General features: G+C 60.8%; 20 protein-coding genes and 3 pseudogenes. 14 read left to right on the forward strand and 9 right to left on the reverse strand.

Annotated features, from left to right (window positions below):
- Positions 1–69: 69 nt before the first annotated feature.
- Both AB4N42_RS17805 and AB4N42_RS17810 read left to right on the forward strand, forming a co-directional pair.
- Positions 70–1,512 (forward strand): hypothetical protein, encoded by a 1,443-nt coding sequence (locus tag AB4N42_RS17805; RefSeq protein WP_460115080.1) that lies wholly within the window; start codon positions 70–72, stop codon positions 1,510–1,512.
- 87 nt (positions 1,513–1,599) lie between these two features.
- Positions 1,600–2,557, forward strand: a pseudogene (locus AB4N42_RS17810) (cyclase family protein).
- A 309-nt stretch (positions 2,558–2,866) separates the two neighbouring features.
- On the opposite strand, the gene AB4N42_RS17815 reads toward AB4N42_RS17810, so the two are convergent.
- Entirely contained in the window at positions 2,867–3,463 is a 597-nt protein-coding gene (locus tag AB4N42_RS17815; protein ID WP_030138883.1) for a TetR/AcrR family transcriptional regulator, read from the reverse strand.
- 456 nt (positions 3,464–3,919) lie between these two features.
- Here AB4N42_RS17815 and AB4N42_RS17820 point away from each other — a divergent pair, with 456 nt between their 5' ends.
- The 8 genes from AB4N42_RS17820 (at position 3,920) to AB4N42_RS17855 (ending at position 14,859) form a co-directional block, all read left to right on the forward strand.
- Positions 3,920–4,936: an SDR family oxidoreductase gene (locus tag AB4N42_RS17820; protein ID WP_460115081.1), complete on the forward strand. Its 1,017-nt coding sequence runs from the start codon at positions 3,920–3,922 to the stop codon at positions 4,934–4,936.
- A 74-nt stretch (positions 4,937–5,010) separates the two neighbouring features.
- On the forward strand, positions 5,011–6,504 hold the full coding sequence (locus AB4N42_RS17825) for a class I adenylate-forming enzyme family protein (protein ID WP_460115082.1): 1,494 nt from the start codon (positions 5,011–5,013) through the stop codon (positions 6,502–6,504).
- Complete coding sequence (locus AB4N42_RS17830) at positions 6,494–7,105, forward strand: HAD-IB family hydrolase (protein ID WP_217859476.1); 612 nt, start codon at positions 6,494–6,496, stop codon at positions 7,103–7,105. The genes AB4N42_RS17825 and AB4N42_RS17830 overlap by 11 nt, the downstream gene beginning before the upstream one ends.
- A gap of 3 nt (positions 7,106–7,108) precedes the next feature.
- Entirely contained in the window at positions 7,109–8,899 is a 1,791-nt protein-coding gene (locus AB4N42_RS17835; RefSeq protein ID WP_323154402.1) for an FAD-dependent monooxygenase, read from the forward strand.
- A gap of 73 nt (positions 8,900–8,972) precedes the next feature.
- Complete coding sequence (locus tag AB4N42_RS17840; protein ID WP_460115083.1) at positions 8,973–10,121, forward strand: phosphopantetheine-binding protein; 1,149 nt, start codon at positions 8,973–8,975, stop codon at positions 10,119–10,121.
- Positions 10,122–10,138: 17 nt separating this feature from the next.
- Positions 10,139–13,555: a beta-ketoacyl synthase N-terminal-like domain-containing protein gene (locus AB4N42_RS17845; protein ID WP_460115084.1), complete on the forward strand. Its 3,417-nt coding sequence runs from the start codon at positions 10,139–10,141 to the stop codon at positions 13,553–13,555.
- A 57-nt stretch (positions 13,556–13,612) separates the two neighbouring features.
- The gene (locus AB4N42_RS17850) at positions 13,613–14,089 is read left to right on the forward strand and encodes an SRPBCC family protein (RefSeq protein ID WP_258650928.1); all 477 of its coding nucleotides are present in this window, start codon (positions 13,613–13,615) and stop codon (positions 14,087–14,089) included.
- Positions 14,090–14,160: 71 nt separating this feature from the next.
- Positions 14,161–14,859 (forward strand): outer membrane protein, encoded by a 699-nt coding sequence (locus AB4N42_RS17855; RefSeq protein ID WP_323154399.1) that lies wholly within the window; start codon positions 14,161–14,163, stop codon positions 14,857–14,859.
- 16 nt (positions 14,860–14,875) lie between these two features.
- Here the strand turns inward: AB4N42_RS17855 and AB4N42_RS17860 are convergent, their stop codons facing one another.
- From AB4N42_RS17860 to AB4N42_RS17895, 8 genes and pseudogenes are all read right to left on the reverse strand, one after another.
- Positions 14,876–15,568, reverse strand: coding sequence for a hypothetical protein (locus AB4N42_RS17860; protein WP_460115085.1), 693 nt, complete (start codon positions 15,566–15,568; stop codon positions 14,876–14,878).
- Positions 15,561–16,289, reverse strand: coding sequence for an XAC2610-related protein (locus AB4N42_RS17865; protein ID WP_460115086.1), 729 nt, complete (start codon positions 16,287–16,289; stop codon positions 15,561–15,563). The genes AB4N42_RS17860 and AB4N42_RS17865 overlap by 8 nt, the downstream gene beginning before the upstream one ends.
- A gap of 114 nt (positions 16,290–16,403) precedes the next feature.
- Positions 16,404–17,573: a TIGR03364 family FAD-dependent oxidoreductase gene (locus AB4N42_RS17870; RefSeq protein ID WP_460115087.1), complete on the reverse strand. Its 1,170-nt coding sequence runs from the start codon at positions 17,571–17,573 to the stop codon at positions 16,404–16,406.
- Between the two features lie 68 nt (positions 17,574–17,641).
- Positions 17,642–18,661 (reverse strand): putative 2-aminoethylphosphonate ABC transporter substrate-binding protein, encoded by a 1,020-nt coding sequence (locus AB4N42_RS17875; protein ID WP_323154396.1) that lies wholly within the window; start codon positions 18,659–18,661, stop codon positions 17,642–17,644.
- Between the two features lie 30 nt (positions 18,662–18,691).
- Positions 18,692–19,519, reverse strand: a complete 828-nt coding sequence (gene phnX, locus AB4N42_RS17880) for a phosphonoacetaldehyde hydrolase (protein ID WP_258650923.1) — start codon at positions 19,517–19,519, stop codon at positions 18,692–18,694.
- A 19-nt stretch (positions 19,520–19,538) separates the two neighbouring features.
- Positions 19,539–21,242, reverse strand: a complete 1,704-nt coding sequence (locus AB4N42_RS17885; RefSeq protein WP_225936040.1) for a putative 2-aminoethylphosphonate ABC transporter permease subunit — start codon at positions 21,240–21,242, stop codon at positions 19,539–19,541.
- Between the two features lie 13 nt (positions 21,243–21,255).
- A pseudogene (locus AB4N42_RS17890) lies at positions 21,256–22,309 on the reverse strand (putative 2-aminoethylphosphonate ABC transporter ATP-binding protein).
- Positions 22,310–22,428: 119 nt separating this feature from the next.
- The gene (locus AB4N42_RS17895; protein ID WP_460115088.1) at positions 22,429–23,292 is read right to left on the reverse strand and encodes a LysR substrate-binding domain-containing protein; all 864 of its coding nucleotides are present in this window, start codon (positions 23,290–23,292) and stop codon (positions 22,429–22,431) included.
- 160 nt (positions 23,293–23,452) lie between these two features.
- On the opposite strand from AB4N42_RS17895, the gene AB4N42_RS17900 reads away from it, so the two are divergent.
- The 4 genes and pseudogenes from AB4N42_RS17900 (at position 23,453) to phnE (ending at position 26,685) form a co-directional block, all read left to right on the forward strand.
- Complete coding sequence (locus AB4N42_RS17900; RefSeq protein ID WP_030138867.1) at positions 23,453–24,304, forward strand: putative selenate ABC transporter substrate-binding protein; 852 nt, start codon at positions 23,453–23,455, stop codon at positions 24,302–24,304.
- Positions 24,301–25,098 (forward strand): phosphonate ABC transporter ATP-binding protein, encoded by a 798-nt coding sequence (locus AB4N42_RS17905; protein ID WP_460115089.1) that lies wholly within the window; start codon positions 24,301–24,303, stop codon positions 25,096–25,098. The genes AB4N42_RS17900 and AB4N42_RS17905 overlap by 4 nt, the downstream gene beginning before the upstream one ends.
- Positions 25,092–25,919 carry a PhnE/PtxC family ABC transporter permease gene (locus AB4N42_RS17910; protein ID WP_217859463.1) on the forward strand — a complete coding sequence of 276 codons (828 nt, stop codon included), beginning with the start codon at positions 25,092–25,094 and terminating at the stop codon, positions 25,917–25,919. Before AB4N42_RS17905 ends, AB4N42_RS17910 begins: the two co-directional genes overlap by 7 nt.
- Positions 25,916–26,685: pseudogene (gene phnE, locus AB4N42_RS17915) on the forward strand (phosphonate ABC transporter, permease protein PhnE). The gene AB4N42_RS17910 and the pseudogene phnE overlap by 4 nt, the downstream one beginning before the upstream one ends.
- Positions 26,686–26,690 lie beyond the last annotated feature (5 nt).

Raw genomic sequence — 26,690 nt, forward strand, 5'->3', positions numbered from 1 at the left:
TCACTCACGACTCCGGTGCTGCCGGAGCGTGTGCCCGCCATTACAAATCCAATAAAACAGGTGAACCGAATGTCCGACACTCCTGCGCAACGGAGCGAAAGCCCGTACATCCCGCTCGGTCCTTTCAAGGTCCGGCTACCGTTTATCCACTACAAGATCGAGCTTCCAGACTATTTCCAAGGCTTGCTCATGTGCGCCGTGGACCTGGCGGCGATTCCGCTGATGACCGAACTGCTCGGGATGCCTTTTGAGGTTGCGCTCGCCGTCGTGATGCTCAACGGCTTGCTGTACCTCGCGCACCATTTGCTCGGCGACCCGACCGTACCTGGCTGGATCACCCCAGCGGTGCCGCTGTTGATGGCGTACTGCGCGCAGTTTCCGATGGGCCCGGAGCGTGTCCATGCCTTGATTGCCTTCCAGTTGATGCTGGGGATTTTTTCAATCGCCCTGGGGGCGACCGGCATGGCGAAGAAGGTGGTGGAGTATGTGCCCTCGGCGATCAAATCGGGGATCATCGTCGGCGCTGGCTTGAGCGCGGTGATCGCCGTATTCCAGGTCGGCGGCAAGTTCAATGTGCTGCCCTGGACCATTTCCATTGCGGTCGGTATTGCCTTCTATTTGATCTTTTCCCAGCACTTCAACGAGCTCAAGCAACGCAACCGTTTCTGGTGGAACTTCGCCAAGCTCGGCATCTTGCCGATCGTGCTGCTGGCCGTGGTGATTGCCCCATTGTTCGGTGAAGCGCCCTGGCCAACCCTCCAGTGGGGCATCAGCCAACCGGATTTCGCTGGCCTGTGGAACAACTACACGGTATTTGGCCTGGGTATGCCGCCGCTCTCCATGTTCATCTCCGCGCTGCCGACCATGCTCGCGGCCTACATCATCGTTTTCGGCGATGTCCTCAGCGCGAAATCATTGCTCGACGAAGCTGAAACCGTCCGCACCGACGAAGTCGTCGACTACAACGCCGACCGCGCCCACCTGATCTTCGGCGCACGCAATGCGTTCATGAGCATCTTCGGCCCGGACGTCGCGATGTGCGGCCCGAAATGGGCGGCGATGCTGGTGGTGGTGATCGAGCGATTTAAAGGCGGGCCGAAGGCGATGAAGTCGATCATCGGCGGAGTCGGGTCGTTCCGTTGGGGGACCAACAGCGGTCTGTTGCTGTTGCCGGTCGTGACGTTGGTGCAGCCGATCCTCGGTGTAGCCCTGTCGCTGACGCTGCTGATCCAGGGTTACGTGAGCGTGCGTTTGGGCATCCTTGAAGCGCGTAGCCAGCGCGACCTGGGTATCGCCGGCGTGATTGGAGCGGTACTGGCGATCAAAGGCGCGAGCTGGGCATTCGGGATTGGCGTTGTGTTGTGCTTGCTGATTTATGGCAAGAATTTCTTCAAGTGGGAGGTGGATGGGACGTTTGCCAAGGACTTGAAGTCGGTGGATGGAAAGCCGGGCAAGGATGTGGAGCCGGTTATGGTGAACAAGCGGGTAGTGGGGGAGGCTATGGCTGATTGATCGGGTTTGTATGCGCTGAACGGTATGGACGCAAGGCGCATTTGTCGTGCGCTTTGATAATCACGGAAATAAAAAAAGGAAAACGCCATGACCACTGCAGTTCCCACAATGGATGAACTATTAAAGGACGCGCCTTCAAACTGGGGCAGATGGGGAGCGGAAGACGAAGTTGGCTCGCTGAATTACCTGACCGCGCAAGAAGTCCTGCGCGGAGTTGCGCACATCAAGAAGGGAAATGTATTTACCTTGCAGCGCATGATCGGGAATCCTGCTGGCGATCCGGTCTGGCCAGGCCGTACAGCCGGCAGAACGCACCATGATTCTCGACGAGTCGAGTTGGGACGATAATCATGGCCCTTGCTACCCCGGCGGTTTGCACTACGCCGATGACAAGATCGACGCATTCCTGCAAGGATCCACGCAATATGATGCGCTTGGCCACCTCTGGTACGGCGGAAAAATATGGAACGGCTACGACGCGCGAACAACGGTGGGAGGTCTCGACAAGGCCAGTGTTGCACCTATCGGCGAACGAGGAGTCGTCGGACGCGCCGTATTGCTGGACATGGCAAGGCATCGTGGCAAACGCATGCTGGATAAAGGCGAAACATTTACCCATCTAGATCTCGAGGCATGCGCAGAAGCTCAGGGCCACACGATCGAGCCTCATGACATCCTGATTATCAGAACCAACTTCCTCCAGGCTTTCTATGAGCAAGGCGAGGCGTTTTATGATGGGTTCTGTGAGCCAGGTCTTACGTATTCGGAGGAACTTGTCCGATGGTTCCACGACAAGGAAATTCCAAACCTTGTCACCGATACCATCGCCAACGAAGTCACGACCGACCCGGTATCAGGTGTGGCACTGCCTCTGCACTGTGCATTGATGCGCAATCTGGGTATCGCCTTTACGGAGATTTGCGACTTGGAAAAGCTGGCTGAAAATTGTGCCGAAGACGGGCAGTACACATTTCTCTATGTGGCCGCGCCGTTGAAAGTCCATCGCGCTACCGGATCACCGGTCAATCCGGTGGTGATTAAATAGTTTTTGCGTGCTGGGGCAGGTTTGGTCCTGCCTCAGTGTGCGTTAAGCAACTGGGATCTGGCGCAACGCAGTACATTCGCTCATAGGTAGTGCAAGCACATAAACATCCTGTTTAACATAATATACATTATGCGCACATTCATGTTTAGGATTGGGTACCCTGACAGGCTGCTTTTCAGCATGCTCACGGCAGCTTTCAAGGCGCGGACTTTGGTGGGTTCCTTTCCTGCCGTAATGACATCCTGCAGAACAGCGTCTTCGCCCTGGAATCTGAATTTTGATGGTCGTCTATCTGGCCAAGTCTCACGTCTACAACGGCTCCGCCGTTTGAATCAGTGAATTGAGCACCAGCTTGATTTCCGCAGCCGGATCTTTATGCCCCTGCAGGATCAAGCCTTCCGACAATGCAGTGAAAGTTCGCGCCAGTGCTGCGTATGCCAACGGAGGCTTCTTGCCGGCGTGATTGAAGATGATCGTGATCAGTCTTCCTAGCGCCTCGCTGTTTTCTTCATGCAGATCGTAGTAATGCTTTGCGAATTCTTCATCACGCAAAGCGATCAACTGCATTTCGGCGTCAAGGATGGCGCAGTTGGTATTGTTTTTAAGCGTGTCGATGTAAGCATTCAGGCCCTGAGTCAGTTGCTCTGCCGTGTAGCCCGCCGCCAAGGTGCTGCCCAAGCGATCTATCTCGACTCTCTTGAAGCGCTGGGTAAGTTGAAGCAGCAGTTCCGACTTGCTTGAGAAGTTTGAAAAGAATGCACCTTTTGAATAGCCGGCCTCTTCGGAAATTGTATTCACGCTGGCGGCATGAAAGCCTTTCTTGATCATCAGATCCGTAGCAGTGTCGAATAACTTGTCTCTTGTTACTTGCTGACTTTCCTCTCGCCCCAATCTCTTCTTGATCACGCCCTCGGCTCCTTTGGCCCGATGTATATATTTGTAACTAGATGAAACGAATCAACGATTCAGCTAGCAAAACAGGTGTTTTCTACCTTACCACCCACCTTGGCTGTTTGCATTTAAAGTTTTGGAAGTGGCATCTAATGACGACGCATTCCAGGCTGTAACAGACCTTCGCAGGAAGACAATTTTCGGCCGGATTCCAGGGGCAGGCGCTGTGACACACCCTTCCCGCCCAGCGTGAAAAATCGCTGGAGTGCCTGAAAAATGGCGTCACCCGCATGACGAATACACTGAGACTTGCCGTCTCAGGCCCGAGCTAGACACCTCGTCTTTGGTCTTTTCGCTAAATACCGCTTGATTTCCAGATACCGAATGGTTTTTACTTGCGCCGTTGGATTGTCCGACACCTGTTCAGCGCCAACCGTGCTCGGACAGGTACCTCAAAGGAGCTGGATTTTAATGGAATATGCCTTTGTTACAGGCGCTACAGGCCTGCTCGGAAATAATGTCGTCCATGCGCTTTTGAAACGAAACATCAAGGTCAAGGCCCTTGTACGCTCCGTTGAAAAAGCCAGGAAGCAATTCGGTGCGCTGCCTGTTGAGTTGGTTGAAGGCGATATGCTCAATGTTGGCGCGTTTAGCCATGCGCTGGAAGGCTGCGACGCTTTGTTTCATACCGCCGCGTACTTTCGCGATAGTTACAAGGGCGGAAAACATTGGCAAAAGTTATATGACACCAATGTGACCGGCACCGAGCGCTTGTTACAGGCCGCTTATGCCGCTGGGATTCGCCGTGCCGTCCACACTTCGTCCATCGCGGTCCTGAAGGGCGACAGGGACGAGGTGATCGACGAAACCATGTCACGTGATGAATCGGAAGCTGACGATTACTACCTGAGCAAGATCCTGTCCGAGCAGAAGGTTCGGGAGTTCCTGTCGTTGCACCCGGACATGTTTGTCGCAATGGTGTTGCCCGGCTGGATGTTCGGCCCTGGCGACATTGGCCCCACCTCGTCAGGTCAGTTCCTGCTGGATTTTGTCGGACAGAAGTTACCAGGTGTTCTTCCAGGCAGCTTTTCGGTGGTGGATGCCCGGGACGTGGCGGAACATCAAATCGCGGCGATTACCCGCGGCAGATCGGGTGAGCGTTATCTGGCCATCGGCAATCATATGGACATGAAAAGTATCTTCCGGGCGCTGTCCAGTGTCAGCGGCGTACAAGCACCTGAGCGCCCTGTCCCGTTGTTCATGCTACGGCTCATCGCCTTCGTCTATGAATGTTATTACCGCATCACGAAAAAGCCTGTGCTGATCAGTACCTCCACGGTCAAGCTTATAGAGCAAGAGCAAGGAAGAACGCACTTCAGTCACAGCAAAAGTTCAAGCGAATTGAAATGTGCATTCCGTCCCGTCACGGAAACGCTGACCGATACGTTGGAGTGGTATCGGAAAAACAATTACCTGCACGTTAATTGAACCCATTCAAACAGTAGCCTGCCTCTGCAGTACTTTTTATCTAACCATGACTTCAAGGATTGAGAGGTTGGTGAATGAAAAGCCTTACCCATAAAGAAGGTTTTCTGCATCGTTTCGTCGGTTTTTCCCATTCGTATCCCGAGCACATCGCTATCCGGGACTTGGATGCAGAAGAAACCGTCACATACCGGGACCTGCGAATCAGGGCTGAAGAATGCAATGGTTTTCTCCACGCCCTGAACGTATCGCCCGGGGAGAAAGTAGCCTTTGTGCTGCCCAACGGCGTGGATTTCATCGCCTATTACCTGGCAGTAATTGGCCATGGCGCTGTCCCGGTGATTCTCAACTACAAACTGACGGCATTCGAGCTGGGTAATGTCCTGGGCATTTCCAAGCCATCGCTGATCGTCACGACTGGCACGCTGTTTGAGCAACACCAGGACATATTCCAGCCGACCCACGCCTTGATCGTGGGCAATGGCGACGAGCCGCCTGAAAACGCCACGGTTGAAGCGACGCTGTCACGCCAGGCCCAGCCTCTGTCGCTACCAGACGATAACCCGATTGTCTCGATGCAGTTCACCTACCGTGGCATCGGTAAGCCGCTGGCGGTCTGTCATCGCTACCTCGACCTGACGCAGTCAAGCGATGGCCTGCATGAACAGTTTCATCCCCAAGGCGTGGGGTCGGTCCACCTGGTGACGCTGCCGCTTTACGCCATCTTCGGATTGTCGGTGATGATGGTGTTCCCGCTGAGCATCGGCGCCACGTTGCTGATGACCAACACCCTGCTCAATCGGGACTTGGCGCAAGTGTTGTCCGAACACCAGGTCACCTTTGCCTGCCTGGTGCCCGACGTTATTCGTTATTTCAATTCGCGACTCGCCAAGCGCAAAGGCCCGCGTTTGCCCCTGCATCCTCAATTGATGATGTATTCCGGCGGCAGTCATCTACCAGCCGATGAAGGCGAGAAGCTCGGCAAGTTGTTGGGATGCGCGGCTGTACTGCAAGGCTACGGGCTGACCGAAAGCATGCCGGTGATTGTCCAGAGTTCTGTCGGCGAGGTTCATCGCGGCGCCATGGGACGGCCGATAAGTGGCGTCGAACTGCGGGTGGTCGACGCGCAAGGCCAGGATGTCGTCGCGGGGCGTATCGGCGAGCTGCTGATACGCGGGTCGATGGTCATCTCGGGCTATGACGCTGCGCCAGAGATCAATGCGCGATTTTTCCGGGACGGCTGGCTGCACACCGGCGACCTGGTCTGGCGAGATGAAGAAGGCCATGTCTTTTTCTATTGCCAGCGCCTGCGCATCTCGAAAATCAAAGCGCAGATGGTCGATCTGGCGGAAATCGAATCCGTCGCCCTGAAGCACCCCGATGCGGTGCGTGCCAGGGCCTACATCGTCCCGGACCACAAGGAAGTGAATGTCTTGCACTTGTCAGTGGAAGGCGACGGTGAGTTGAGCCAGAACAGCGTGACCACCCTGCTCTCGCGTTACCTCTCCGGCTTCAAATTGCCAAAAATCATAGAGATTGTCCCTCTCAAGGAAGCGCTTCATGCACGCTGACAGCACACGACCGGTATTGGCCGTTTTCGATTTCGACGGCACGTTGACCGACAGGCACACGTTCTGGCGCTACATGCGCTTCATCGTCGGAACCCGGGCGTTCTGGCTCAGGATCATTCCCCTGTTGCCAAAGATGCTCAGCGTCATCCTGGGCATTACGCCGTTGATGCAGGCGCGTCTGGCCTTTATCGCCTGTTACCTGGGCGGCCTGACGGTAGAGCAAGAGCGCGAACACGCCAGGTTCTTCATCACCGAGCAATTGCCACTCTGGCTGAGGCCGCAAGCGTTGCGCCGGCTGCAATGGCACCAGTCCATGGGGCACGTGACGGCGCTGGTCAGCAATTCGCCAGAGAACTACCTGATCCCGTGGGGCCAGGCGGTGGGTTTCGACCACGTATGCGGGACCCGGTTGGCGACGGCCAAGAACAAGCTGACGGGTGGAATCTCCGGCACCAATTGTGTCGACCGGGAAAAAGTGGCGCGGCTCCGGGACTGCTTGAGCAACCTCGATGACTTCTACATCTACGCCTACGGCGATTCGTCCGGGGACGACGCGCTGCTCGGCATTGCCAACTCTCCCTTCTACAGAAACTGGTACTGATCGATGAACACTCTGAGCACTTTGGCCCCCAAGCATTTCAAACAGCCGGGCAACGCTGCGACGGTGATGATCGTCGGTGCCGGCCCCATTGGCCTGTCCCTGGCAATCATGCTGAAGCAATGGGGCGTGGCTTTTCGCATCATTGAAAAAAACGCCGGCCCCTCGACCGCGACCAAGGCGATGGCGATTCATTCCAGGACGCTGGAAATTTTCCGCGACCTCGGCATCGCCGAGCAAGCGCTGGCCGACGGTTTTACCATCAACCAGTTTTCGGTCCAGTCCAATGCGAAGCGGGTGCTGAACTACAATTTTTCCTACCTGGACGCCACCTATCCCCTCCTCCTCAGCTTGCCGCAGCCGCAGACTGAAAAGATCCTGCTGGAGCGTTTGAACCTGCTCGGCGCGGATGTGGAATGGAACACCGAACTGGTCGACATCGAAAACCAGCCAGGCGCCGTGCACATGGCACTGCGTCGTGCCGACGGCAGCGAAGAATCCGTTACCAGTCGCTGGGCAGTGGCCTGTGACGGCGCCCGCAGCAACATTCGAAAACGCCTGGACATGACGTTCGAGGGCTCCTCCTACGACCGTTTCTTCATGCTCGCCGACGCCGACATCGAGTGGTCAGGCAGCAAGGATGAAGGCGCGTTTTTCCTTGGCGCGCAAGATGGGTATGTCGCGGTCGCGCCGATCAGCGATCAATCGCGTTATCGCCTCTTTATCGAGATGCCCTACAACCTGCCGCCGGAAGGCGAGCGCCCGCCGCTGACCCTGGAGAATTTCCAACGGCTGTGCGAAGGACGCGGGCAGAAGATGACCCTGTCCAATATCTCCTCGACCACCATTGCCTCGTTCCAGCATCGCCGAGTGCAATCGTTGCAGCAAGGCTCGATCTTCCTGGTGGGTGACTCCGCGCATATCGGCAGCCCGATCGGTGGCCAGTGGATGAACCTGGGCATTTCCGAAGCCTATAACCTGGCGTGGAAAATGGCCTATGTCGATCAGGGCCTCGCCGATCCGTCGCTGTTGGAAAGCTACAACGACGAACGCTACCCGGTTGCCCTCGAAGTGGAAAACACCGCGCATCGCCTCACCGGGCTGATTACCGTCAGGCATCGTGCCCTGGTCTGGTTACGAGACAACGTCCTGCCGTTGCTGAGCAATCGCCAAAAGATCCAGCGCAAGCTGCCGTCGATGATTTCCGGCCATCAATACCACTATGGCAAGAGCGAATACATCCAGGAATCGCTGACCAAAAAGCAGCGCAGCAGCTGGGCCAGAAAAGGCAAGAAAACCCCGTTCCAAGCCCCCGCCCCTCGTTCGGGACAACTGGCGCCAGATGTCGAGCTGTGGCAACACCAGGGCATGCCACCCAAACGCCTGATCGATCTGTTCCAGGGAACCTTCACCCTGCTGATCTTCAGCGCGGCGGATCAATTCTCGCCGCTGTTGCCAAGTCATTACTCGCTGGCCGCCTCGGTGGAGCGCGACTACCCGGCGATCAAGGCCTACTGCGTGGTCGATGCCCTGAGCAGTGTCGGGTTGCCCGCGGAGCAATCTACCCTGCTGGACCCTGACTGGCGCCTGCACAAGCGCTATCACGCCAAGGAAGGCACGTTGATGCTGGTCCGGCCCGATGGCTACATCGCCTTCCAGGGCGCCGATGCAATAACGCTGATGACTTACTTGAGCGTGCGGTCCGGGTTGCTCAAGGGCGCCGGGAAGACAGCTTTTTCCGAAATCGATGCGGTGGAGCTCCCACTTCAAGTCGTGACTGCCGATCTGCCCTGCTGATTCTCATGGCCCAGCCCTGGGCCATGCCTTGATGACTGAATATACCGACTCACTTATGGTTAAGGAGAACCTTATGCGCTTGCAGCTCAACGACGTTGTGCAGGAGTTCATCGTGTCCAACGGGAAAATAGCCCACAGCTATTTTTCACTGTCCGAAAAAATCATCGATTCCCTTTGCGAATCCAACATCGCAAAGGAATCCATCCTGATGCGCCTGCTGGAGCAGGCCGAAACCGTCACCGCGCATTACTTCAACGCTCACCAGCAGGTGCTCGAGGGCGTCTACGCCCACGGTGTCCAAGCGCCTGCCAAGGACAGCGTCGCTGCACTCGAGCCGGTTATCTCGCAGCCATCGGTGCTGGCCGCGGCGCCGGTCGCCGAACAACTGCCTGCACTCACCTATGCGCAATGGCTGCGTACGGAAATAAGCACGGTCACGGGTTTCAAAAGCGAGCAGATCGATTTCGACCAGAGCTTTGAAAGCCTGGGCATCGACTCGCTGGGCTTGGTCGATATCTTCGAGTCGTTGGCCCAGCACTTCCCGGAAAAGAAAGACCTCACTTCGCAGCTTTTCGATGCGCCGACACCGACAGCCTTGCTCGCCAGGCTTGAGGCCAACCCGCAGGCGCCGGCAATGGACGTCCAAGCCTGGGTCCTGGACCAACTGGCCGGCATTACCGGTTTCACCGTCGATCAGCTCGATCGCCAACAAAGCTATGAAAGCCTGGGAATGGATTCTCTGGTGCAGCTGGATTTCCTCGAGTCGGTGGTCGCCTTGTGGCCACAGCTCAAGGCCCGGAGCAGCGAGTTGGCCAACGCCAAATGTGCGCAGCAAACCATTGCGCTCATCGAAGATACCCTTGCCAATGACGCGCCACGCAGCGCTGCTGATGAGCCTGCAACCCACACCGTAGAAGCATCGACGCAGATCGGCGAGGTGTTGCTCGGCGCCCTCTCGCCACTGGTCGCGGACGCGCCATCGGCGCTGGATGTCGAGACGCCCTTTGCCCAGTTGGGGCTCAACGGTTTTGATCGGGAGGCGCTTTGCCAGTCGATGGCCCAACGCTGCCCCGACAGTGAGTTCAGCCGGCGAAGCACTGATGTCGCGCCGCACGCCACAGGACGCGCTGTCGCTCTTGGAAAGAATGGGCTGAAGCCCGCTGGCAGGCGCTGCCAACACATGGAATGGAAACCGGGTGACCGACAGGTGACCCAGCTTTAGTGAATCAGGAGATAGCAATGAGTGGCGCGGTAACGACAGAGGGTGACTTGTGCTTCAGCGCGATGGCTGGCGAATTCCCGGGAGCGCCTTCGACGGATGCCCTGTGGAATGTGCTCGTCCAAGGCGGGATAGCACCCATCCAGGCCATGCCGGCACGTTGGGAGCTGGATAAAAGCGCGATATTTTCGGCCAAGGCTGGCGAGAAGGACCGCACCTACCTGGACAGTGCCTTTTGCCTGACCGACGATGCATCGATTCCCTCGCGTCACGATGGCCGGCAGGTGGCGATCGGCAAGAAAGTCCTTCAGACGCTGCTCACTCAACTGGCGGCCCAAGGCTCGGTGCTGGATACCAAGCGCACGGCGCTGGTGGTCGCCACTTCATGGTGCGACGAAAGTTATTTCGCGACAGGAACCGCGAACAGCTCCGGCGCGCCTGTCGGTTTCACCCCGGGCGAACAAGTGGCCGCACTGGCCAGCGCTTTCGCCTTGGGCGGGCCGGTGTTGTCCGTGGATACCGCCTGCAGTTCCTTCCCCTATGCGATCGACATGGCCAAGGCGTTGCTCAGCAGCGGCCAGGCGGATAACGCGATCGTGATGGCCTTGAACACGGTCCTGCCGCCCGCGCTGTTCCTTGGCTTCTCGCAACTGACAGCATTTTCCGCCCGGGCCAGCATGCAGGCGTTCGGTCAGGACGCCGACGGCATCGTGCCCGGGGAATGTGCAGCGGCATTCCTGGTCGAGCCAGTTTCCCAGGCATTGGCCGCCCGGCGGCAGCCGCTGGGGGTCCTGCGGGCGCTGGGCTTGTCCGCCGACGGCGCCGAAGGCTCGGTGTTCGCGCCGGGCAAACAGGCTCAATATTGTGCCTATGAGCGCGCCTACAGCGACCTGGACCCAGGCAGCGTCGACTATATCGAGACCCACGGCACCGGCACCCCGTTGGGTGATGCGACCGAGTTGGCCTCCCTGGACAGTTTCTTCGCCGCCCATCGCAACACCGGCGAAAAATTGACCATCGGCTCGATCAAGTCCGTCATCGGCCATCCGCTGGCCGCCGCGGGAGGTGCCTCGCTCGCCAAGGCGCTGATGATCCTGCGTCACCGGAGCGTCCCGCCCCAGCCTGACTACCGCCCCAGCGCAAAAGTCGACGAAACCTGCCTGCAACTTGCCACACGGCAACCGCAGTCCCTGGCTGATCGCCAATCGGCCATCCGGATCGGGATTTCCAGTTTCGGCTTTGGCGGCGCCAACGCGCACCTGGTGGTGGATGAATACATCGACCACGGGCACGCGCCCGCCGCCCGGGCAGTCCCGGGCGTGTTGAAACTCGATCTCGCCGTGGTCGAGGCTGAAGCTGCGTTCAGCGGGTGCGATTCACTGCAGTCATTTCAACAGCAGCTCGACCAGCCAGCCGCGCCCGCCGTGCTGTTTCCTTACGGTCGCTTCGTCGATTACAGCGGCGACCTGAGTCGGCCGTTATCCGGGAAGTTCCTCGCCCAGGACCCGCTCATCGACATCGCCGGTTTCGGCATGGGCCCCAAGCCCCTGGCCCATGTCGACCCGTTCAAGCTGCTGGTCACCGACCGGGTCAACCACCTGCTGCGGCGTCTGCCCGGCGTGGCGGGCTCCGCCGACACCGCCATGGTGATGTGCTGCAACATGGGCGGCGAACGGTTCAACAATGCCTACAGCAGCGCCGAGCATTTCTACGCCCGAAGCCAAGGCACCCCGCCAGGCGTGGAGGTGACGGACGTGGCGACCATGCTGCCGAACATGCTCTCCGGCTACCCGGCGCAGATTTTCGACTTCAAGGGTTTCCACCAGACGCTGGCCGGCACCCCAGGTCTGTTCTGGCAGACGCTGTTGGCTTCCCGGCAATGGTTCAACCAAGGCATTTCAACCCTGCTGCTGGGCGCCGGGCGGTTTATCAGCGGTGAAATCGAGATCGATCGCGCCCTGCGCAGTACAGCGGTACAAGGCGAAGGGCTCGGCGTGGTCGCCCTGCGTCCCTATCAGCCTGATTCCGGTGATACGCCGCTGCTGGTGATTCGTGCGGCGGTCCTCGCCCATGCCGCGACGTCATTGGACGAAGCGTGCCAGTTGACAGGCAAAAAACGCGACCAGTACCCGCACGTCGAGGTCTGCGAATTGCAACCGGAAACGGCCCAGGCCAAGGGACCGCTGCGAGAAATAACCGGTTTCCTGGCGGAAGCCAGCGGCATCGAGACCTTGCTGGCGGTGATGTTGAATGCCTCGGCGCACACGGTGATCGAGGTTCGCGAAGGCGGCACGCCGATCATGTGGCTGTTCACCGAAAAGCTCCGGGACTGGAAACCGCTGCCGGCCGACCTCGCCCCTCCCCTCAAGCATCCGTTCAGCCTGCGTTTCGCCCATGAGGCGCCGCGTTCGCTGCAACCGCTCGCCGCACCTGCGCGCCCCGGCCAAATCGTCCGGGAACCGCAACACGACGGCGTCGACGTATTGCAGCTCAGCGACCTGCTGACGAGCACGGTCCTGGCCGGGTTGCGCGTTCGTGTCCGCGCGATGGAAGGGCTTTTCGCCCTGCACCAGGGCCCAGCGGCCCAGCGGCCCACGCAATGGCCTCGTCGTCCCGAAAACACAGTGATCAGCCACGTGCAACGGACCCCGCGTTCGCTGCGCGCACAATTGCTGGTGAACGAGGCACACCCTTATTTCTTCGACCACCCGCTGGATCATGTGCCCGGCATTCTCCTGCTCGAAGGCGTGATGCAATTGATCGAGCAGGCCATGCCTCCGCTCAATGGCCGCGTCGCCTACGTCAAGACGCTGGGCATCAAGTTCCAGCAATACGTGCAGAAGGAAGGCCTGATCGACCTGCACGTAGAGCAAGATCAGGACGCTCATGTCTTCCAGGCAAAGGTCATGCAGGGCGGGAAACTGATGTGCACGTGCGTGCTGGGAATGGCCTACAACTCGGCCTTCGAAACCGCACCGCACGGCGAGTTCACCGCCCGCCGGTGTGGCAACAAGGCGTTCCTGCACAAGGCCAGGGAAGAGAACGTGATTGTCAGTGAGATGAGCTCGGTGGCCCAAGGCTTGAGCGTCGACACCGTCAAGCTGCCCGAGGGGCACTTCTTCCACGAGGGCGACCCCGCGCATTTTTCGATGGTGTATTTCCTCGAGATCGCGCGCCAGTGCTACATGCAGATTGCCCACGGCCATCTGCAGATCCCCCTCAATGTGCCCATGAACCTGTTGGCCCTGAGTTTCAGCCTGGACCGGCCCATCCCCCGCAACAGCCCGCTTTCGCTGGCGCCGCAAGCCGGCATGGAAGCGCAGTTGCAGTCCTTCAAGACCAACCGCATCCACATCGATCTGTTCAACCGGGGCGAAAAAATCGGCCAGGCAAATATCACCGCGCAAGTGCTGAGCCAAGCCGCGCCTGCCGCCTGAAGCGTGGCTCGAAGTCCACTTCGAGCACGACCGTGCCCCAACAGCCAAGGTAATCCCATGAACGATGTCACCGTAAAAGTCATAGTCCGGTCACCACCGCCGGTCATATGGAAGATCTGGAGCAACTTTCCAGAATCGCCACTGTGGGACACCGACGTCCGCCACTGTGAGCTCAATGGCCCGTTCCTAGCCGGGACGCAGGGCAAATGCGTCCTGAACAATGGCCTGAAAATGCCCTTGAAACTGGAGGCGGTGGAGCCTCAGGAAAGCTATCGCAACAGCGCGAAACTGCTTTGGATAAACCTCGAATTCGATCATCGGCTGCGCAGGCTCTCGCCCAATGAAACCCAGGTTATCCATAGCGCGAAAATCTCCGGCCCCTTGAGCCTTCTGTACCGAGGGCTGATGCGCAAGGCATTGACCGTGGCGATGACCACGGCCTTGAACAACCTGAAGGCTTTGGCTGAGCTGCGGGCGGATGTCGCCTGCATCCCCGATGGCGAGAAATCTGAAACGCACCTGCACCTGGTATGACCGCCTCGGGACGTCATGTCCCGAGCGCGAGCTACGGCATTTTTTTTGATAACGGCACATTTGGACCGAGCATGAACCTACTGAAAAACACCCAATACCTGGCGCTGAGCATGATCGGCATCGGCCTCATCGTCCCGGCGTGCAGCTTCGCCGACACGCTGGGCCCTTACGCCAGTCTGATGGGCGGCGCGAACTGGGTCGCTGAGCAGGACCTGACTCAAAACGATCTGGATTTCGTCGAGATGGAGTTCAACCAACCCACCGAATCCGGCTACGCCACTGGCCTGGCCTTGGGCTGGCGCTTCCCTGTAGGGCTGAGGCCGGAGATTGAACTGGGCTATCGCAAGAACACGCTGACCCAGTTCAACAACCGGGTCTATGAGGGCGGCGGGAGCATCGACGGCAAAGGCGAAGAGAAAGCCACGACCTTGATGGCCAATCTCTGGTACGACGTGTTGAACCTGCCGGCGCCGTTCGACCGATTCACACCCTACGTCGGTGGCGGCCTCGGCTATGCCACCCTCACGGTGAGTGGCCTGGAGGCCGGCGGTGTCGAATTCGGCGGTACCCATCGTGACACGGTTTCGGCTTACCAACTGGGTGCCGGCGTCGGGTACGAGTTCACCGAGCACTGGTCCATGTCGGTGGATTACCGGTGCCTGAAGACGCGCGAAGCGCATTTCGGTGACATCGAGCGCTTGCCCCAGGGCGATGTGAGCACCGAGTACGAGTCCCAATCGGTGATGCTCGGCCTGCGTTACTGGCTCTGATAGACAGACCGGCGCCTTACCTCGGCAAGGCGCCGTTTTCGCCAGCAGGTGGTTGTTTCAGGTACATGCCCGACAGCATGTCCTGACTATCCAGCGGCCAGTTGTGGTTGATGATCGCGAAATTCTTCACCAGTTGAATGTGGTACGGCCCATTCTTGCCGGTTGTTTGCGCTTGCGACACGACAATGAGGTTTTCGGTTTCCATCGTTACAATCTGGTGTTCGGTCACGATGCCCTTCACGGTAACCGTGAATTCAGCCATTTCTTTCCCATCGGCGTTGCGATCCGGCAGGATCTTCAGGTCCAGATCACCGTCGCGGCCCATCGAGTCCTGGCGCATCTGGTAATGGCCGCTGCGTTGATCCGACTCGACATCGCCGGTCTTGTCGTCATCCGACTCGCGCTCATCCTCGTGCAACACAACTCTCTGCGGGCGGTTATCGTTCTTGTCGACGCGGGTCCGGGTGCCTATGTACGGGTAAGGTTCGACCTGTTCCCGGGCGATGCGCCATTCACCGATCCGCCGGCCGTCATGGGCATATTCATAGAGGTTGACGAATTCGTCGTCTCCCTCGTCTTCCCGAGCCCCCACCAGCCTGACTGACTCGGTGCCGGCTGCCTTGAGGTAGCGCACTTCTCCAATGACCACCGCGCCCTGCTTCTGGTACCAGATTTCCAGTGGGACATGGTCTTGCAGGCTGCTAGGCAAACAACTGCGGATCCTCTTTGTCCGGCCCGTCCAGGGTCGATTGTTCGTGCCACTGGCCGTCCCGCCAGTCGCCGACGGTGCGCCGGGTGTAACCGCGCGGCATGCTGGAGGTATCGTCGTATTCGGTCGGCTGGATGTTGTCCTCGGTGTCGCAATGCAGGCGGACCAATTCGTCACCCTGCATTCTCCATCGACACGTACGCGTCCAATGGCCGTCGCGGTCGGTTTGGGAAAACAGATTTTCATTCGGGATGACCGCAAACATCCCGCCATTGCTTTCCTTCGCCAGGTTCGTCAACGCCCGGTTGAGGACCCACTGGCTGCTCTGCGGATCTTGCAGATAGACATCGTAGTTTCCTTTATAGGCCACTTCAGGATCGTCGCCGTTGCGAATCGCCAGGTCCAGACGGCCATCAAAGTTGAAATCATCGAAGTACACCAGGCTGAAACGACCGAGCATCCAGCCGTTGTCCTTGCCATCGCGGTCCAGGGGAATATTGCCGGCCTGGGTCTGCAATTGCTGCAGGACGTCTTGCGTGGCCGGGTTGCGCACGGTGATGACCGCCGGAGCCAGTTGCTTTCGATCTTCGGGTGGCTGGGGGAACAGCACTTCAACGAGGTAGGCTCCGCTGCCGGCGCTGAACGAAAACGACAGCGGCTCGGCCATGGCCTGGGCTGCAGGAAGCACAAAGAACAGCACTGCCTTGAATAAAGCACGCATCCCGCGTTTTCCTGGCGTAAGGGAGGGGCCGTAGTGTAACGGCGATGACGTAAAGCTGGCAGCCCTGCCCTCCCCTCAGCCTTCACTGCGGCACCTGCCTTGGGCGTCCGCCAGTCAAGCCGCCGTGCTGCGCTTCGGGACGATCGGCCCGGCTTCCCCCAACAGTGCGGCGACGGTACGCTCGCCAAGCGCCAGGCCGACGCTCATGCCCAGCCCGGTATGCATCACCACCGCGGTGACGCCGTCCGCCGCATCAAGCACGCTGAACGGCCCCGGCCCACGCGCACCATAGACACCCTGCCAGCGCTCCAGCACGTCGACTTCGCCGCCCAAGGTGTCCTGCGCCAAATCGATCAGGATCCGATCCACCTGTTCGGCGTTGAACGGCGAGATATCGCTGCCGTAGACATGGGAATCGCCAATGATCAGGTCACCGTAGGGTGTCGGGCTGATGAGCAAATGGATGCCATGGGCTTCCAGTTCCGGTTGTTGGCTGCGGATCTGCGCGCGGATGGCATCCGCTTCGGGCAGGTCGGCAAAGGCGCCGTAATGCACACAACTCAGCCCTGTCAGCAGCGCATGCCGCAGGGCAAGCGGCTGACGCGGGCGTACACGCAGCATTTGCAGGCCGCACACCTGCGGTCGCAGCGCGGCGAGTGGCTCGGCCAGCAGCGTCTGGTAGTCATGGCCCGAGCACACGACGATGTGCCTGGCGGTAAACCGACCGGCGCTGGTGACGGCACGGTGGGTCTCGACATCGCGTACCAGCGTCGAGAAATGGAACTCGACGCCCAGTGCCCGGGCCAGATACTCGACGATCTGCGGTAGCGCCTCGCGGGAATACAGCTGTTGGTCATCAAGGCCTAGCAACGCGGCACGATGATGGGCAAACCGGCCGTCATACAGGGCCTCCAGCGCATCGCCGCGCAGCAGCTCGGTGCGATAACCCAAACTCGCGCCGCGCCCGTTCACGAACGCTTCGAGCAACACCTCCTCGGCTTCCGTGCGGGCGAACAGCAACGAGCCTTGCTGATGCAAATGCAAGCCGGCGGCCTGCCCTAGCGTCTTCCACAAACCGTTTGCCTGGCGTGCCAGGTCAAGCATGATGCCCGGCGCCTGGCCACCGACCAACGCTTGGCCGAAGTTGCGGATCGAGGCACCCAGGGGTGTGTGGCTACGCTCGAACACCTTGACCTTGAGGCCGCGCTTGGCACCGGCCCAGGCATGGGCCAGGCCGAGAATACCCGCACCGACGACCAGCAGGTCGCAGTCGTGCTCAGACATGGAGACTCCTTGAATTTTCAATGACCAGGTGAGGCCCGCTCGACACCTCGGGCTTTGGAACAGCCGAGTTACTTGGCGACAGGCTCGGACTTGCCGTCGTAGCGCTTGCGCCACTCGGCCAAGATGTTGTCGCGGTTTTCCGACGCCCAGTTGAAGTCGTTGCGGATCAGCCGCTGCTCATAGTCCGCTGGCAACTCCGGCAAGCGCTCGGCGATGCCCGGTTGTGCCAGGACAGCGAAGTTGGCTTTGTACAGATCCATGGCCTCGCGGCTGGCGGAAAAATCGGCCAGTTTCCTCGCCGCCTCCAGGTGTGGCGTGCCCTTGATCACGGCGGTGGCTTCGATTTCCCAACCCAGGCCTTCGGTGGGCAGCACGATGTCCAGTGGCGCGCCCTTGCGCTTGAGCTGAATGGCTGGGTATTCGAACGAAATACCGATGGGGAACTCACCGGAAGCCGCCAATTTGCAGGGCTTGGAACCGGAGTGGGTGTATTGGCCGATGTTGGCGTGCAACTTGTCCATGTAGGCCCAGCCCTTGGCTTCGCCGAATGTCTGCAGCCAGGCGCTGACATCCAGGTAACCGGTGCCCGACGACGCGGGGTTGGGCATCACGATCTTGCCTTGGTACACCGGGTTGGCGAGGTCTTCCCAACGGGTGGGTTTCGGCAACCCGAGCTTCTGCGCTTCCACCGTGTTGAAGCAGATGGACGCGGCCCAGACGTCCATGCCGACCCAGCTTGGCGGCGTGTCGGCGTCACGGTAGTTTGCTGCAATCTGGCCCAGGTTCGCCGGGCTGTAGGCGTCCAGCAGACCTTGCTGCTTGAGGATGGCCAGGCTGGAACCGGCAAGGCCCCAGACCACGTCGGCTTGTGGGCGATCCTTTTCCGCCAGCAGCTTGGCGGTGACGATGCCGGTCGAATCGCGCACCCATTTGATTTCGATGCCTGGATTCTTCTGCTCAAAGGCTTGTTTGTAGGCCTTGAGCTGTTCGACTTCGAGGGCCGTGTAAACCGTCAGTTCGGTATTCGCCTGGGCTTGAAAAACACAGGCGGCCAGCAGGCCGGCGGCCAAGGCAGTGCGTTTGGACATGGTACGGCTCCGTATCGGTCAGTGGGGCTTTCAGGTATGGGACGGCAACATGCCGCGGGCCAGTCGCGCGTTGATGTCATCGATCACGGCGGGCAACTCGGCGATCGTGTCGATCAGGTAATGCGGGCGGCTCGCGGCGAACAGTCCATCGATGCGCGTACGCTCGGCGGCCAACTGCCGGGCTGGCAGGGCCTGGAATTGTGCCCAGTCAAGCCCAAGGAAATTGCCGGAAAAACGCAGCGCCACGGTCCACATCCCGGCCCGGCGGCCTTCGAGGATGCCGGGCTCGGTGTCATCGACCTTCACGCAGCCGGCCACATCGTCCAGGCCCAGGGCGATGACGTTGGCCAAGGCCTGCGCCGGGCTCGGCCGGCCCTTGGGCACGTCATCGGTGGCCACCACATGGTCGGGGCTGTAGCCCTTGGTCGCGGCCAATTCGACGACCTTGTCCATGACCTGCCGGGGATAACCGGAACAGCTGCCAATCTTGAGGCCTCGTTGGCGCAGTGCGGCGATGCTTTCCAGCGCACCGGGGATCAGGTCCGAGTGCTCGGCGACCTTGGCGATTTGCAGCGGCATGAAGCGTTGGTAGATCGCGGTCACGTCGTCGTCGCTCGGCGTACGCCCGAACCGGCGGACAAATCTTTCCGCCACGGCGGGTTGATCACACAGGGCACGGATGTGATCCCACTTGCCCATGCCCATCGGGCCACGAGCCTCCTCCAGGCTCAGCTCGATGTCGAAACTGGCGAAGGCTTCGACGAAGATCCGCGTCGGGGCGAACGAACCGAAGTCCACCACGGTGCCCGCCCAATCGAGGATGGCGGCTTGCAGGCGGGTTGGCGTTTGGTAGTGCATCAGAATCTCCAACAGGTTTTCAAAGACCCGGCGCCGGCTGACGCCAGGCCTGGGAGCGACGCAGCAGGCGCCGGGAGAACGTCGCAAGCAGCAGCGAGACACTGGCCGAGGTCAGCAGGATCAAGGTCGACATCGCGGCGGCCCCGCCTACGTTGCCGGCGTCGTCCATGTTCAGGACCGCCACCGCGGCCAGCACGCTGTCCGGGCTGTACAGGAAAATCGCCGCCGAGACCGTGGTCATCGCCGAGACGAACAGATAGCGGACAATGTCGAGCAAGGCCGGCAGGCACATGGGCAGCGTGACCCGCAGAAAATGCCGCGCCAACGGCACTTTGAGCGCCAGCGCGGCAGCCTCGAATTCGTCGTCGAGCTGGCGCAGGGCCGCGCTGGCCGTCATGTGCGCCGTCGTCAGGAAGTGAGCGACGGTGCACACCACCAACAGCGCCAGGCTGCCGTACAGATTGCCGAGTGGATTGCCCGGCAGATTGAAAAAGAACACGTACCCAAGGCCCAGGACCAGGCCGGGGACCGCCATGGGCACAAAACTGAGCAGCCGCAGGATTCGGGTCAGAGCGCTCTGCCGGGTTTTCTCGATCAGGTAGGCGCCGGTGAAGATCAGCAAGCTGCCGAACACGGCGCTGCAGGCGGCCAGTAACAGGCTGTTGCGATAGGCCAGCCAGCCGCCGGGCAGGTCGGAAAACCCATAGTTATCCAGCGACAAGGACAAATCGTAGGGCCAGAACTGCACCAGCGACGCGTACACCGCCATGCCGAACACCCCGAGCAATACGCAACAGACCATTGCCGTCATGCCCAGGAAAGCCGCATCCCGTCCCGCTGATGGCCGCGGGTGATAGACCTGGGCGCGGCCGCCCATGGCGTCGCGTTGACTGCGGCGCAGCCACACGTCCACCGCAAAACTGAGCAAGGCCGGCACCAGCAAAACCAGGCCGATCAACGCCCCGCGCCCGAATTGCTGTTGCCCCACGACGGCCTTGTAGGCTTCCAGCGCCAGCACCTGGTAGTCACCGCCCACCGTGACCGGCACGCCGAAATCGGTGATGCACAAGGTGAACACCAGGCAGAACGCGGCAAACACACCCTGCCGGCTACCGGGCCAGGTAATGCTGCGAAATGCCCGCCAAGGCGATGCGCCCATGCTTGAGGCCGCATCGAACAGCCGGGCGTCCGCCAGGGCCAGCGCCGACATCAGCACCATCAATGCGTGGGGAAAGGTGTAGATCGCCTGCCCGAGGACGATGCCCCAGAAGCCATAGATGTTTTCCGTCATGAAGCCGCGCAGCAGGCCCTGGTTGCCAAACAGGTAGATCAGCGCGATTCCCGGCAGCATCGAAGGTGCCAGCAGCGGCAGCAGCGAAATCCCCCGCCATAGCGGCTTGGCGATGATGTAGGTGCGCTGCAACGCATAAGCGAACGCGTAGGCCAGCGGCACCACGATCATCGCCACGGTCAGAGAAACCGTCAGGCTGTTGCCCAGCAACCAGCGGAAGTTCGCGCTGGCAAACAATGTCAGTGCGGCGTGCACGCCCCCGCCCTGGCTCGCATCACCGCTGACGGCACGCCACAACATGGCGAGCAGCGGCAGCAGGACCGCCACGACCAGCAAAATGAGCAGCAACCATTGACCGCCGCGAATGAACAGGCGATCGGCGAAATCACCGGCCACCTGGCGTGGCTGGAACACGGTGGGCTTGAGGGTCATCGTGACATCCATATCAAGCGAACACCTGCAGGCACTGGGGCGGCAGCGCGACTTTCAGGTGGGCGCCGGTCAACGGCGGCATGGCGTGCGGCTCCAGCTCAGCCAACAAACCATGGCCTGGCAGCGCATCGAGTTCGAAGCTCAGCCGGCAGCGATTGCCGAGGAAAGTCAGCTCCCGCAGTTGCGCATCGAACAGGTTGTGTTCCGGAGTGGTCGGATTGACCCGGACGGCTTCCGGACGGCAGAACAGGCGTCCGCGCGGTCCAATATCATTGCCGCCCAGGGTGAGGTTCAGTTCGCCAACCCGCACCTGCCCATCCTGGCCGCGCTCGAACGGCAGCCAGTTGCCCTGGCCGATGAAATCGGCGACGAAAGCCGTCAGCCGGCGCGCGGTAGATCTGTTGCGCGCTGGCAAACTGTTCGACGCGCCCTTGGTTGATCACCGCGATGCGATCAGCCATCAGCATCGCCTCGTCCTGGTTGTGAGTGACCATCAACGTGGTGATGCCCAGGCGCTTTTGCAGCCCACGCAGCTCCGTGCACAAATGCTCACGCACCCGCGCATCGAGGGCCGACATCGGTTCGTCGAGCAGCAACAGCGAGGGCGCCGGGGCCAAGGCACGGGCCAGGGCGACCCGTTGCTGCTGGCCGCCGGAAAGCTGGCCGGGGTACTTTTTCTCGCTGCCACACAGCCCGACGAGATCAAGCATCTCATTGACCCGGCCGCGAATGGTCTCGCGGCTATTACCCGCCAACCCGTAACCGACGTTCTGCTCCACCGTGAGGTTGGGAAACAGCGCGTAGGACTGGAACAGGATGCCGTAGTCCCGCGCTTGCGGCGCCAGGCGGGAGACATCCCGCGCGCCGATCATGAGCGAGCCGCGATCCTGCCGCTCCAGGCCGGCGATGCAGCGCAGCAAGGTGGTCTTGCCACAGCCGGACGGCCCGAGCAGGCACACCAGCTCACCGGCGGCAATGTCCAGCGATACCCCGTCCAGGGCCTTGAAGGCACCGAAGCTTTTATGGATGTCGCGTATCTGCATGTCTACGGAGTGTGTTCTGGTCATGACGTTACCTCGATGAGCGGTCAGCTCGACGAGGGTCATGGTAGGCAGGCAGTACGAAGGCTTGATTGCAGTTGGCTAAAAGCTGCCGATAGTGCCATCGGCAAATTTGCGTAGCCGGCTCAGGACTCGGCCGTTTCCCATGCCAGGCCAAGGAACGCCGAAGGCAGCCGAGCCTGGCGGCGTTCCTTCAGGCAATAGAGGTACTCGGCGATCAATGGCGCGCCCTCCAGTTCCACCACTTTGAGCTGCGGGTTCTCCGGCACCTCATGACGGGCGATGACGCTGATGCCGATGTTGCGCAGGACCGCTTCGCGAATCGACTCACGGCTGCCAATTTCCAACAGTGGCCCAATCGCAACGCCAGCCTCTCGCAGCAGCGTTGTGGTGAGCGTGCGGGTGGTCGAGCCCTTTTCACGCATCAGCAGGCAGTGCCCGGCCAATGCGCCGGGCGCCACGCGATCATGGCTCGCCAACGGGTGGCTGCGGTGCACCGCCACGACGAGAGGGTCGTGGCCCAATACCAATCGGGTCAGGCGAGAATCTTCCACCAATTGCGAGGACGCGGCCAGGTCCACGCGGTACTCTTCCAGCGCCTCGATGACCTGCAGCGAGTTGCCGATTTCCAGGGTCACTTCGCACAGGGGAAACTGCTCGCGAAAGCCCTTGATGATATCGAGCACGTAGTACGGGGCCGTGGCGCCGATTCGCAGCGTGCCTTGCACCTGGCCGCTGTTGCGCAGGAAAAACTCGATGTCGGCTTCCTGCTGCAACAGCTTCTGCACCATCGGCAGCAACTGCGCGCCTTCGTCGCTGAGGGTCAGGCGGCGACCGCCGCGAAAGAACAGTTCGACGCCGTACTGGGCCTCCAGATTGCGAATCTGCGTGGTCACCGTCGGCTGGCTCAACCCGAGCTTCTTGGCCGCCTGGGTGACGCTGGCCAGGCGGGCGACCATATGGAAAGACTTCAGCTCGGCGCTGAGCATGTCGTGGATGCTCCAGAAAGAGGATAAGGGCAAGCGACTATAAAGATTTACCTGATCACCGGAAACGATCAAAATCGCCGCCATTCGTCTACCCTCACAACGCGCCCGGCAAGAATGCCCGGCGCTTGAACATTCATGCTTCCAAGCACCGGAGATTTTCATGCTCAAGCGTACCCTGGCACTGGCCGTCGGTTTCACCCTGACCGTGAGCGCTGTCCTGGCGCAGGCCGCCGACACCCTGAAAGTCAGCGCGATCCCTGACGAGGCGCCGACCGAACTGCTGCGCAAGTTCAAGCCACTGGGGGCTTATCTGGAACAGCAGATCGGCATGAAAGTCGAGTTCGTCCCGGTGAGCGACTACCCCGCCGTGGTCGAGGCGCTGGCCACCGACCGGATCGACCTGGCCTGGCTGGGCGGCTTCACCTTCGTCCAGGCTCGCCTGAAGACCGGCAACGCCATTCCGCTGGTACAACGCGAACAGGACGCTCAATTCACCAGTAAATTCATCACCGCCGACCCCGCCGTGAAATCCTTGGCCGACCTCAAGGGCAAGAGCTTTGCCTTCGGCTCGATCTCATCCACCTCGGGCAGCCTGATGCCGCGCTACTTCATGCTCAAGGACGGCATCAAGCCGGAAACCTACTTCAGCCGCGTCGGCTACTCGGGTGCCCATGACGCGACCGCGGCCTGGGTCCAGGCGGGCAAGGTCGATGCCGGCGTGCTCAACGCCAGCGTCTGGGAAAAACTCGTGGCCGCCGGCAAAGTCGACACCAGCAAGGTCAAGGTGTTCGCCACCACCCCGGCATATTTCGACTACAACTGGACCGTGCGCGGCACCCTCGACCCGGCGCTGGCGGCCAAGCTCAAGGCAGCGTTCCTGGCGCTCGACCCGGCGAATCCGAAAGACAAGGAAATCCTCGACCTGCAAGCCGCCAGCCGCTTCATCGAAACCAAGCCCGAGAATTATAAGGGCATCGAAGAAGCCGCTCGCGCCGCCGAACTGCTGAAATGACATTGCGTTTGACCCAGGCCAGCGTCACCCACGCCAACGGCGCCCAGGCGCTGCGGGGCGTGGACTTGCACATCGAGGCGGGTGAACAGGTCGCTATCATCGGCCCGTCCGGCGCGGGTAAATCCAGCCTGCTCAATGTGCTGGCGACCGCCCTGCGGCCGGGAAACGGTGAAGTCCAGGTGTTGGGCGAGCGCGCCTGGCACCTGTCGGCCGGCCAGCGCCAACGCCTGCGCGCACGCATTGGCCTGATTCATCAAGCGCCGCCGCTGCCGCCGCGCCAACGGGTGGTCACGGCGGTGTTGGCCGGCAAACTGGGCCAATGGGGCATGGGCAAGAGTCTGCTCAACCTGCTGCATCCGCTGGACATCCCGGGGGCGCGGGCGGCGTTGGCCCGCTTGGACCTGGGCGACAAGCTCTTCGCCCAATGCCAGCAACTGTCCGGCGGCCAACTGCAACGCGTCGGCATCGCCCGGGTGCTATACCAGGCACCCGAAGTGTTGCTGGCGGATGAGCCAGTGTCGGCGATGGACCCGGTCCTGGCCGAACACACGCTTTCGGTGCTCTGCCAGCATGCCCGGGAACACGCCGTGACCCTGGTCACCAGCTTGCACGCGGTGGAACTGGCGCTGGCGCATTTCTCGCGGATCATCGGCTTGCGTGACGGCCAGATCCTTTTCGATTTGCCCACCGAAGCCGTCGACCGCAAGCGGCTTGACGCGCTTTATGCCAACGAGCAATTGGCGTCCATCTCGAACCCTCCGCCCCCTTCGAGCGTGCAGATTCCGCGATGCTGAAGCACGACGTCCGGGACCCTGCTGCCCGCCCTCGCCTGCTCCTCGGCCTTTTGGCCGTCGCCCTGCTGTGGCCGGGCATTCATTTCAGCGAGTTGGACCTCAGCGTATTGCTGGCCAGCGACAGCCAGAGCGAAATAGGTCGGTTCGTCGCGGCATTCTGGCCGCCGGCCCATGACGAAGCGTTCATCGAATTGCTGCTGCAGGCCACGTTGCAGACAATCGCCATCGCCACGGCCGGCATGGCCCTGGCACTGCTATTGGCGGTTCCCGCGAGCCTGCTCGCCAGTCGTGCGTTATCGTTGTCGGCCGCCTACCGCGCCGGCAGGCCCGGCCTTTGGGGCCAGTGGCTGCGTTGGCCGGTCCGTGGCCTGCTCATCTTCCTGCGCAGCGTGCCGGAGATCGTCTGGGCCTTGCTCTTCGTCCGGGCCGTCGGCCTTGGCCCCACCGCCGGTGTATTGGCCATCGCCATTACCTACAGCGGCATGCTGGGCAAGGTCTACGCGGAAATCTTCGAGTCGGTCGACCAGCGTCCGGCGCACGCGCTGATGCAAGCCGGCAGCGGTCGGCTTGCGGCGTTCTGCTACGGGATCCTGCCCAATGTCGTGGCCGAACTGCTGTCGTACACCGTGTACCGCTGGGAATGCGCCATTCGCGCCTCGGTGGTGATGGGCTTCGTCGGTGCCGGCGGCCTCGGCCAGCAGATGGACCTCTCGTTGCGCATGTTCGCGGGCGGTGAAGTCGCCAGCCTGTTGCTGACCTTCCTGGTGCTGGTGCTGCTCGCCGACCAGCTCAGCCGCCTGTTGCGCTGGAGGCTGGCATGAATCGCCTGCTCAACGTGCTTATGCTGCTGGGCCTCGGCGCGGCGGTAGTTGCCTCGTTTGTCTATCTGGGTATCGACCTGGCCGCGCTCGGTGACCACTCGAACCTCAAGCAAATGAGCGCTTATGCGCAGCGTTTTCTCACGCCCGACCTGAGCCCTGCCTATCTGAAAGCGATCGGTCACGGCATGCTGGAAACCGTCGCCATGTCCGCCCTCGGCACGCTGCTCGCGGCGGTACTGGGCCTGGCGTTGGCGCTGCCGGCCGCCGGGCGACTTGGCTGGCCATTGCGAAGCGCGTCTCGACTGGTCTTGAACGCCTTGCGCGCGGTGCCCGAACTGGTATGGGCGGCGTTGATGGTGTTTGCCGCCGGGCTCGGTCCCAACGCCGGGACACTGGCGTTGGCCCTGCACACCGTCGGCGTGCTCGGCCGGCTGTTTGCCGAAGCGCTGGAAAACACCCCGCCACAACCCGCCGACGCCATTCGCCTGCAAGGCGGCAGCGCGCTGTGGGCGTTTTGCTACGGCACGCTGCCCAACCTGATGCCGCAACTGCTGGCCTACACCTTGTACCGCTGGGAGAACAACATCCGCATGGCCAGCGTGCTGGGCTTCGTCGGCAGCCGAGCGGCCTGGGCCAGATGCTCTACGTCAGCCTCAGTCTGTTCCAGGAGGCCCAGGGCAGCACGGTGATCCTGGCGATGTTGCTGCTGGTCTTCACCGTCGATACCTTGAGCAGTTGGAGTCGTCAGCGCTGGGTCAAGGCCTGACGCTC

Source organism: Pseudomonas sp. H2_D02, from assembly GCF_054677635.1.

Excerpts from the sequence above, each read along its gene's own strand:
- AB4N42_RS17805 (WP_460115080.1), top strand. The coding sequence starts at position 70 with ATGTCCGACACTCCTGCGCAACGGAGCGAAAGCCCGTACATCCCGCTC.
- AB4N42_RS17820 (WP_460115081.1), top strand. The coding sequence starts at position 3,920 with ATGGAATATGCCTTTGTTACAGGCGCTACAGGCCTGCTCGGAAATAAT.
- AB4N42_RS17825 (WP_460115082.1), top strand. The coding sequence starts at position 5,011 with ATGAAAAGCCTTACCCATAAAGAAGGTTTTCTGCATCGTTTCGTCGGT.
- AB4N42_RS17830 (WP_217859476.1), top strand. The coding sequence starts at position 6,494 with ATGCACGCTGACAGCACACGACCGGTATTGGCCGTTTTCGATTTCGAC.
- AB4N42_RS17835 (WP_323154402.1), top strand. The coding sequence starts at position 7,109 with ATGAACACTCTGAGCACTTTGGCCCCCAAGCATTTCAAACAGCCGGGC.
- AB4N42_RS17840 (WP_460115083.1), top strand. The coding sequence starts at position 8,973 with ATGCGCTTGCAGCTCAACGACGTTGTGCAGGAGTTCATCGTGTCCAAC.
- AB4N42_RS17845 (WP_460115084.1), top strand. The coding sequence starts at position 10,139 with ATGAGTGGCGCGGTAACGACAGAGGGTGACTTGTGCTTCAGCGCGATG.
- AB4N42_RS17850 (WP_258650928.1), top strand. The coding sequence starts at position 13,613 with ATGAACGATGTCACCGTAAAAGTCATAGTCCGGTCACCACCGCCGGTC.
- AB4N42_RS17855 (WP_323154399.1), top strand. The coding sequence starts at position 14,161 with ATGAACCTACTGAAAAACACCCAATACCTGGCGCTGAGCATGATCGGC.
- AB4N42_RS17865 (WP_460115086.1), bottom strand. The coding sequence starts at position 16,289 with ATGCGTGCTTTATTCAAGGCAGTGCTGTTCTTTGTGCTTCCTGCAGCC.
- AB4N42_RS17870 (WP_460115087.1), bottom strand. The coding sequence starts at position 17,573 with ATGTCTGAGCACGACTGCGACCTGCTGGTCGTCGGTGCGGGTATTCTC.
- AB4N42_RS17875 (WP_323154396.1), bottom strand. The coding sequence starts at position 18,661 with ATGTCCAAACGCACTGCCTTGGCCGCCGGCCTGCTGGCCGCCTGTGTT.
- phnX (WP_258650923.1), bottom strand. The coding sequence starts at position 19,519 with ATGCACTACCAAACGCCAACCCGCCTGCAAGCCGCCATCCTCGATTGG.
- AB4N42_RS17885 (WP_225936040.1), bottom strand. The coding sequence starts at position 21,242 with ATGACCCTCAAGCCCACCGTGTTCCAGCCACGCCAGGTGGCCGGTGAT.
- AB4N42_RS17895 (WP_460115088.1), bottom strand. The coding sequence starts at position 23,292 with ATGCTCAGCGCCGAGCTGAAGTCTTTCCATATGGTCGCCCGCCTGGCC.
- AB4N42_RS17900 (WP_030138867.1), top strand. The coding sequence starts at position 23,453 with ATGCTCAAGCGTACCCTGGCACTGGCCGTCGGTTTCACCCTGACCGTG.
- AB4N42_RS17905 (WP_460115089.1), top strand. The coding sequence starts at position 24,301 with ATGACATTGCGTTTGACCCAGGCCAGCGTCACCCACGCCAACGGCGCC.
- AB4N42_RS17910 (WP_217859463.1), top strand. The coding sequence starts at position 25,092 with ATGCTGAAGCACGACGTCCGGGACCCTGCTGCCCGCCCTCGCCTGCTC.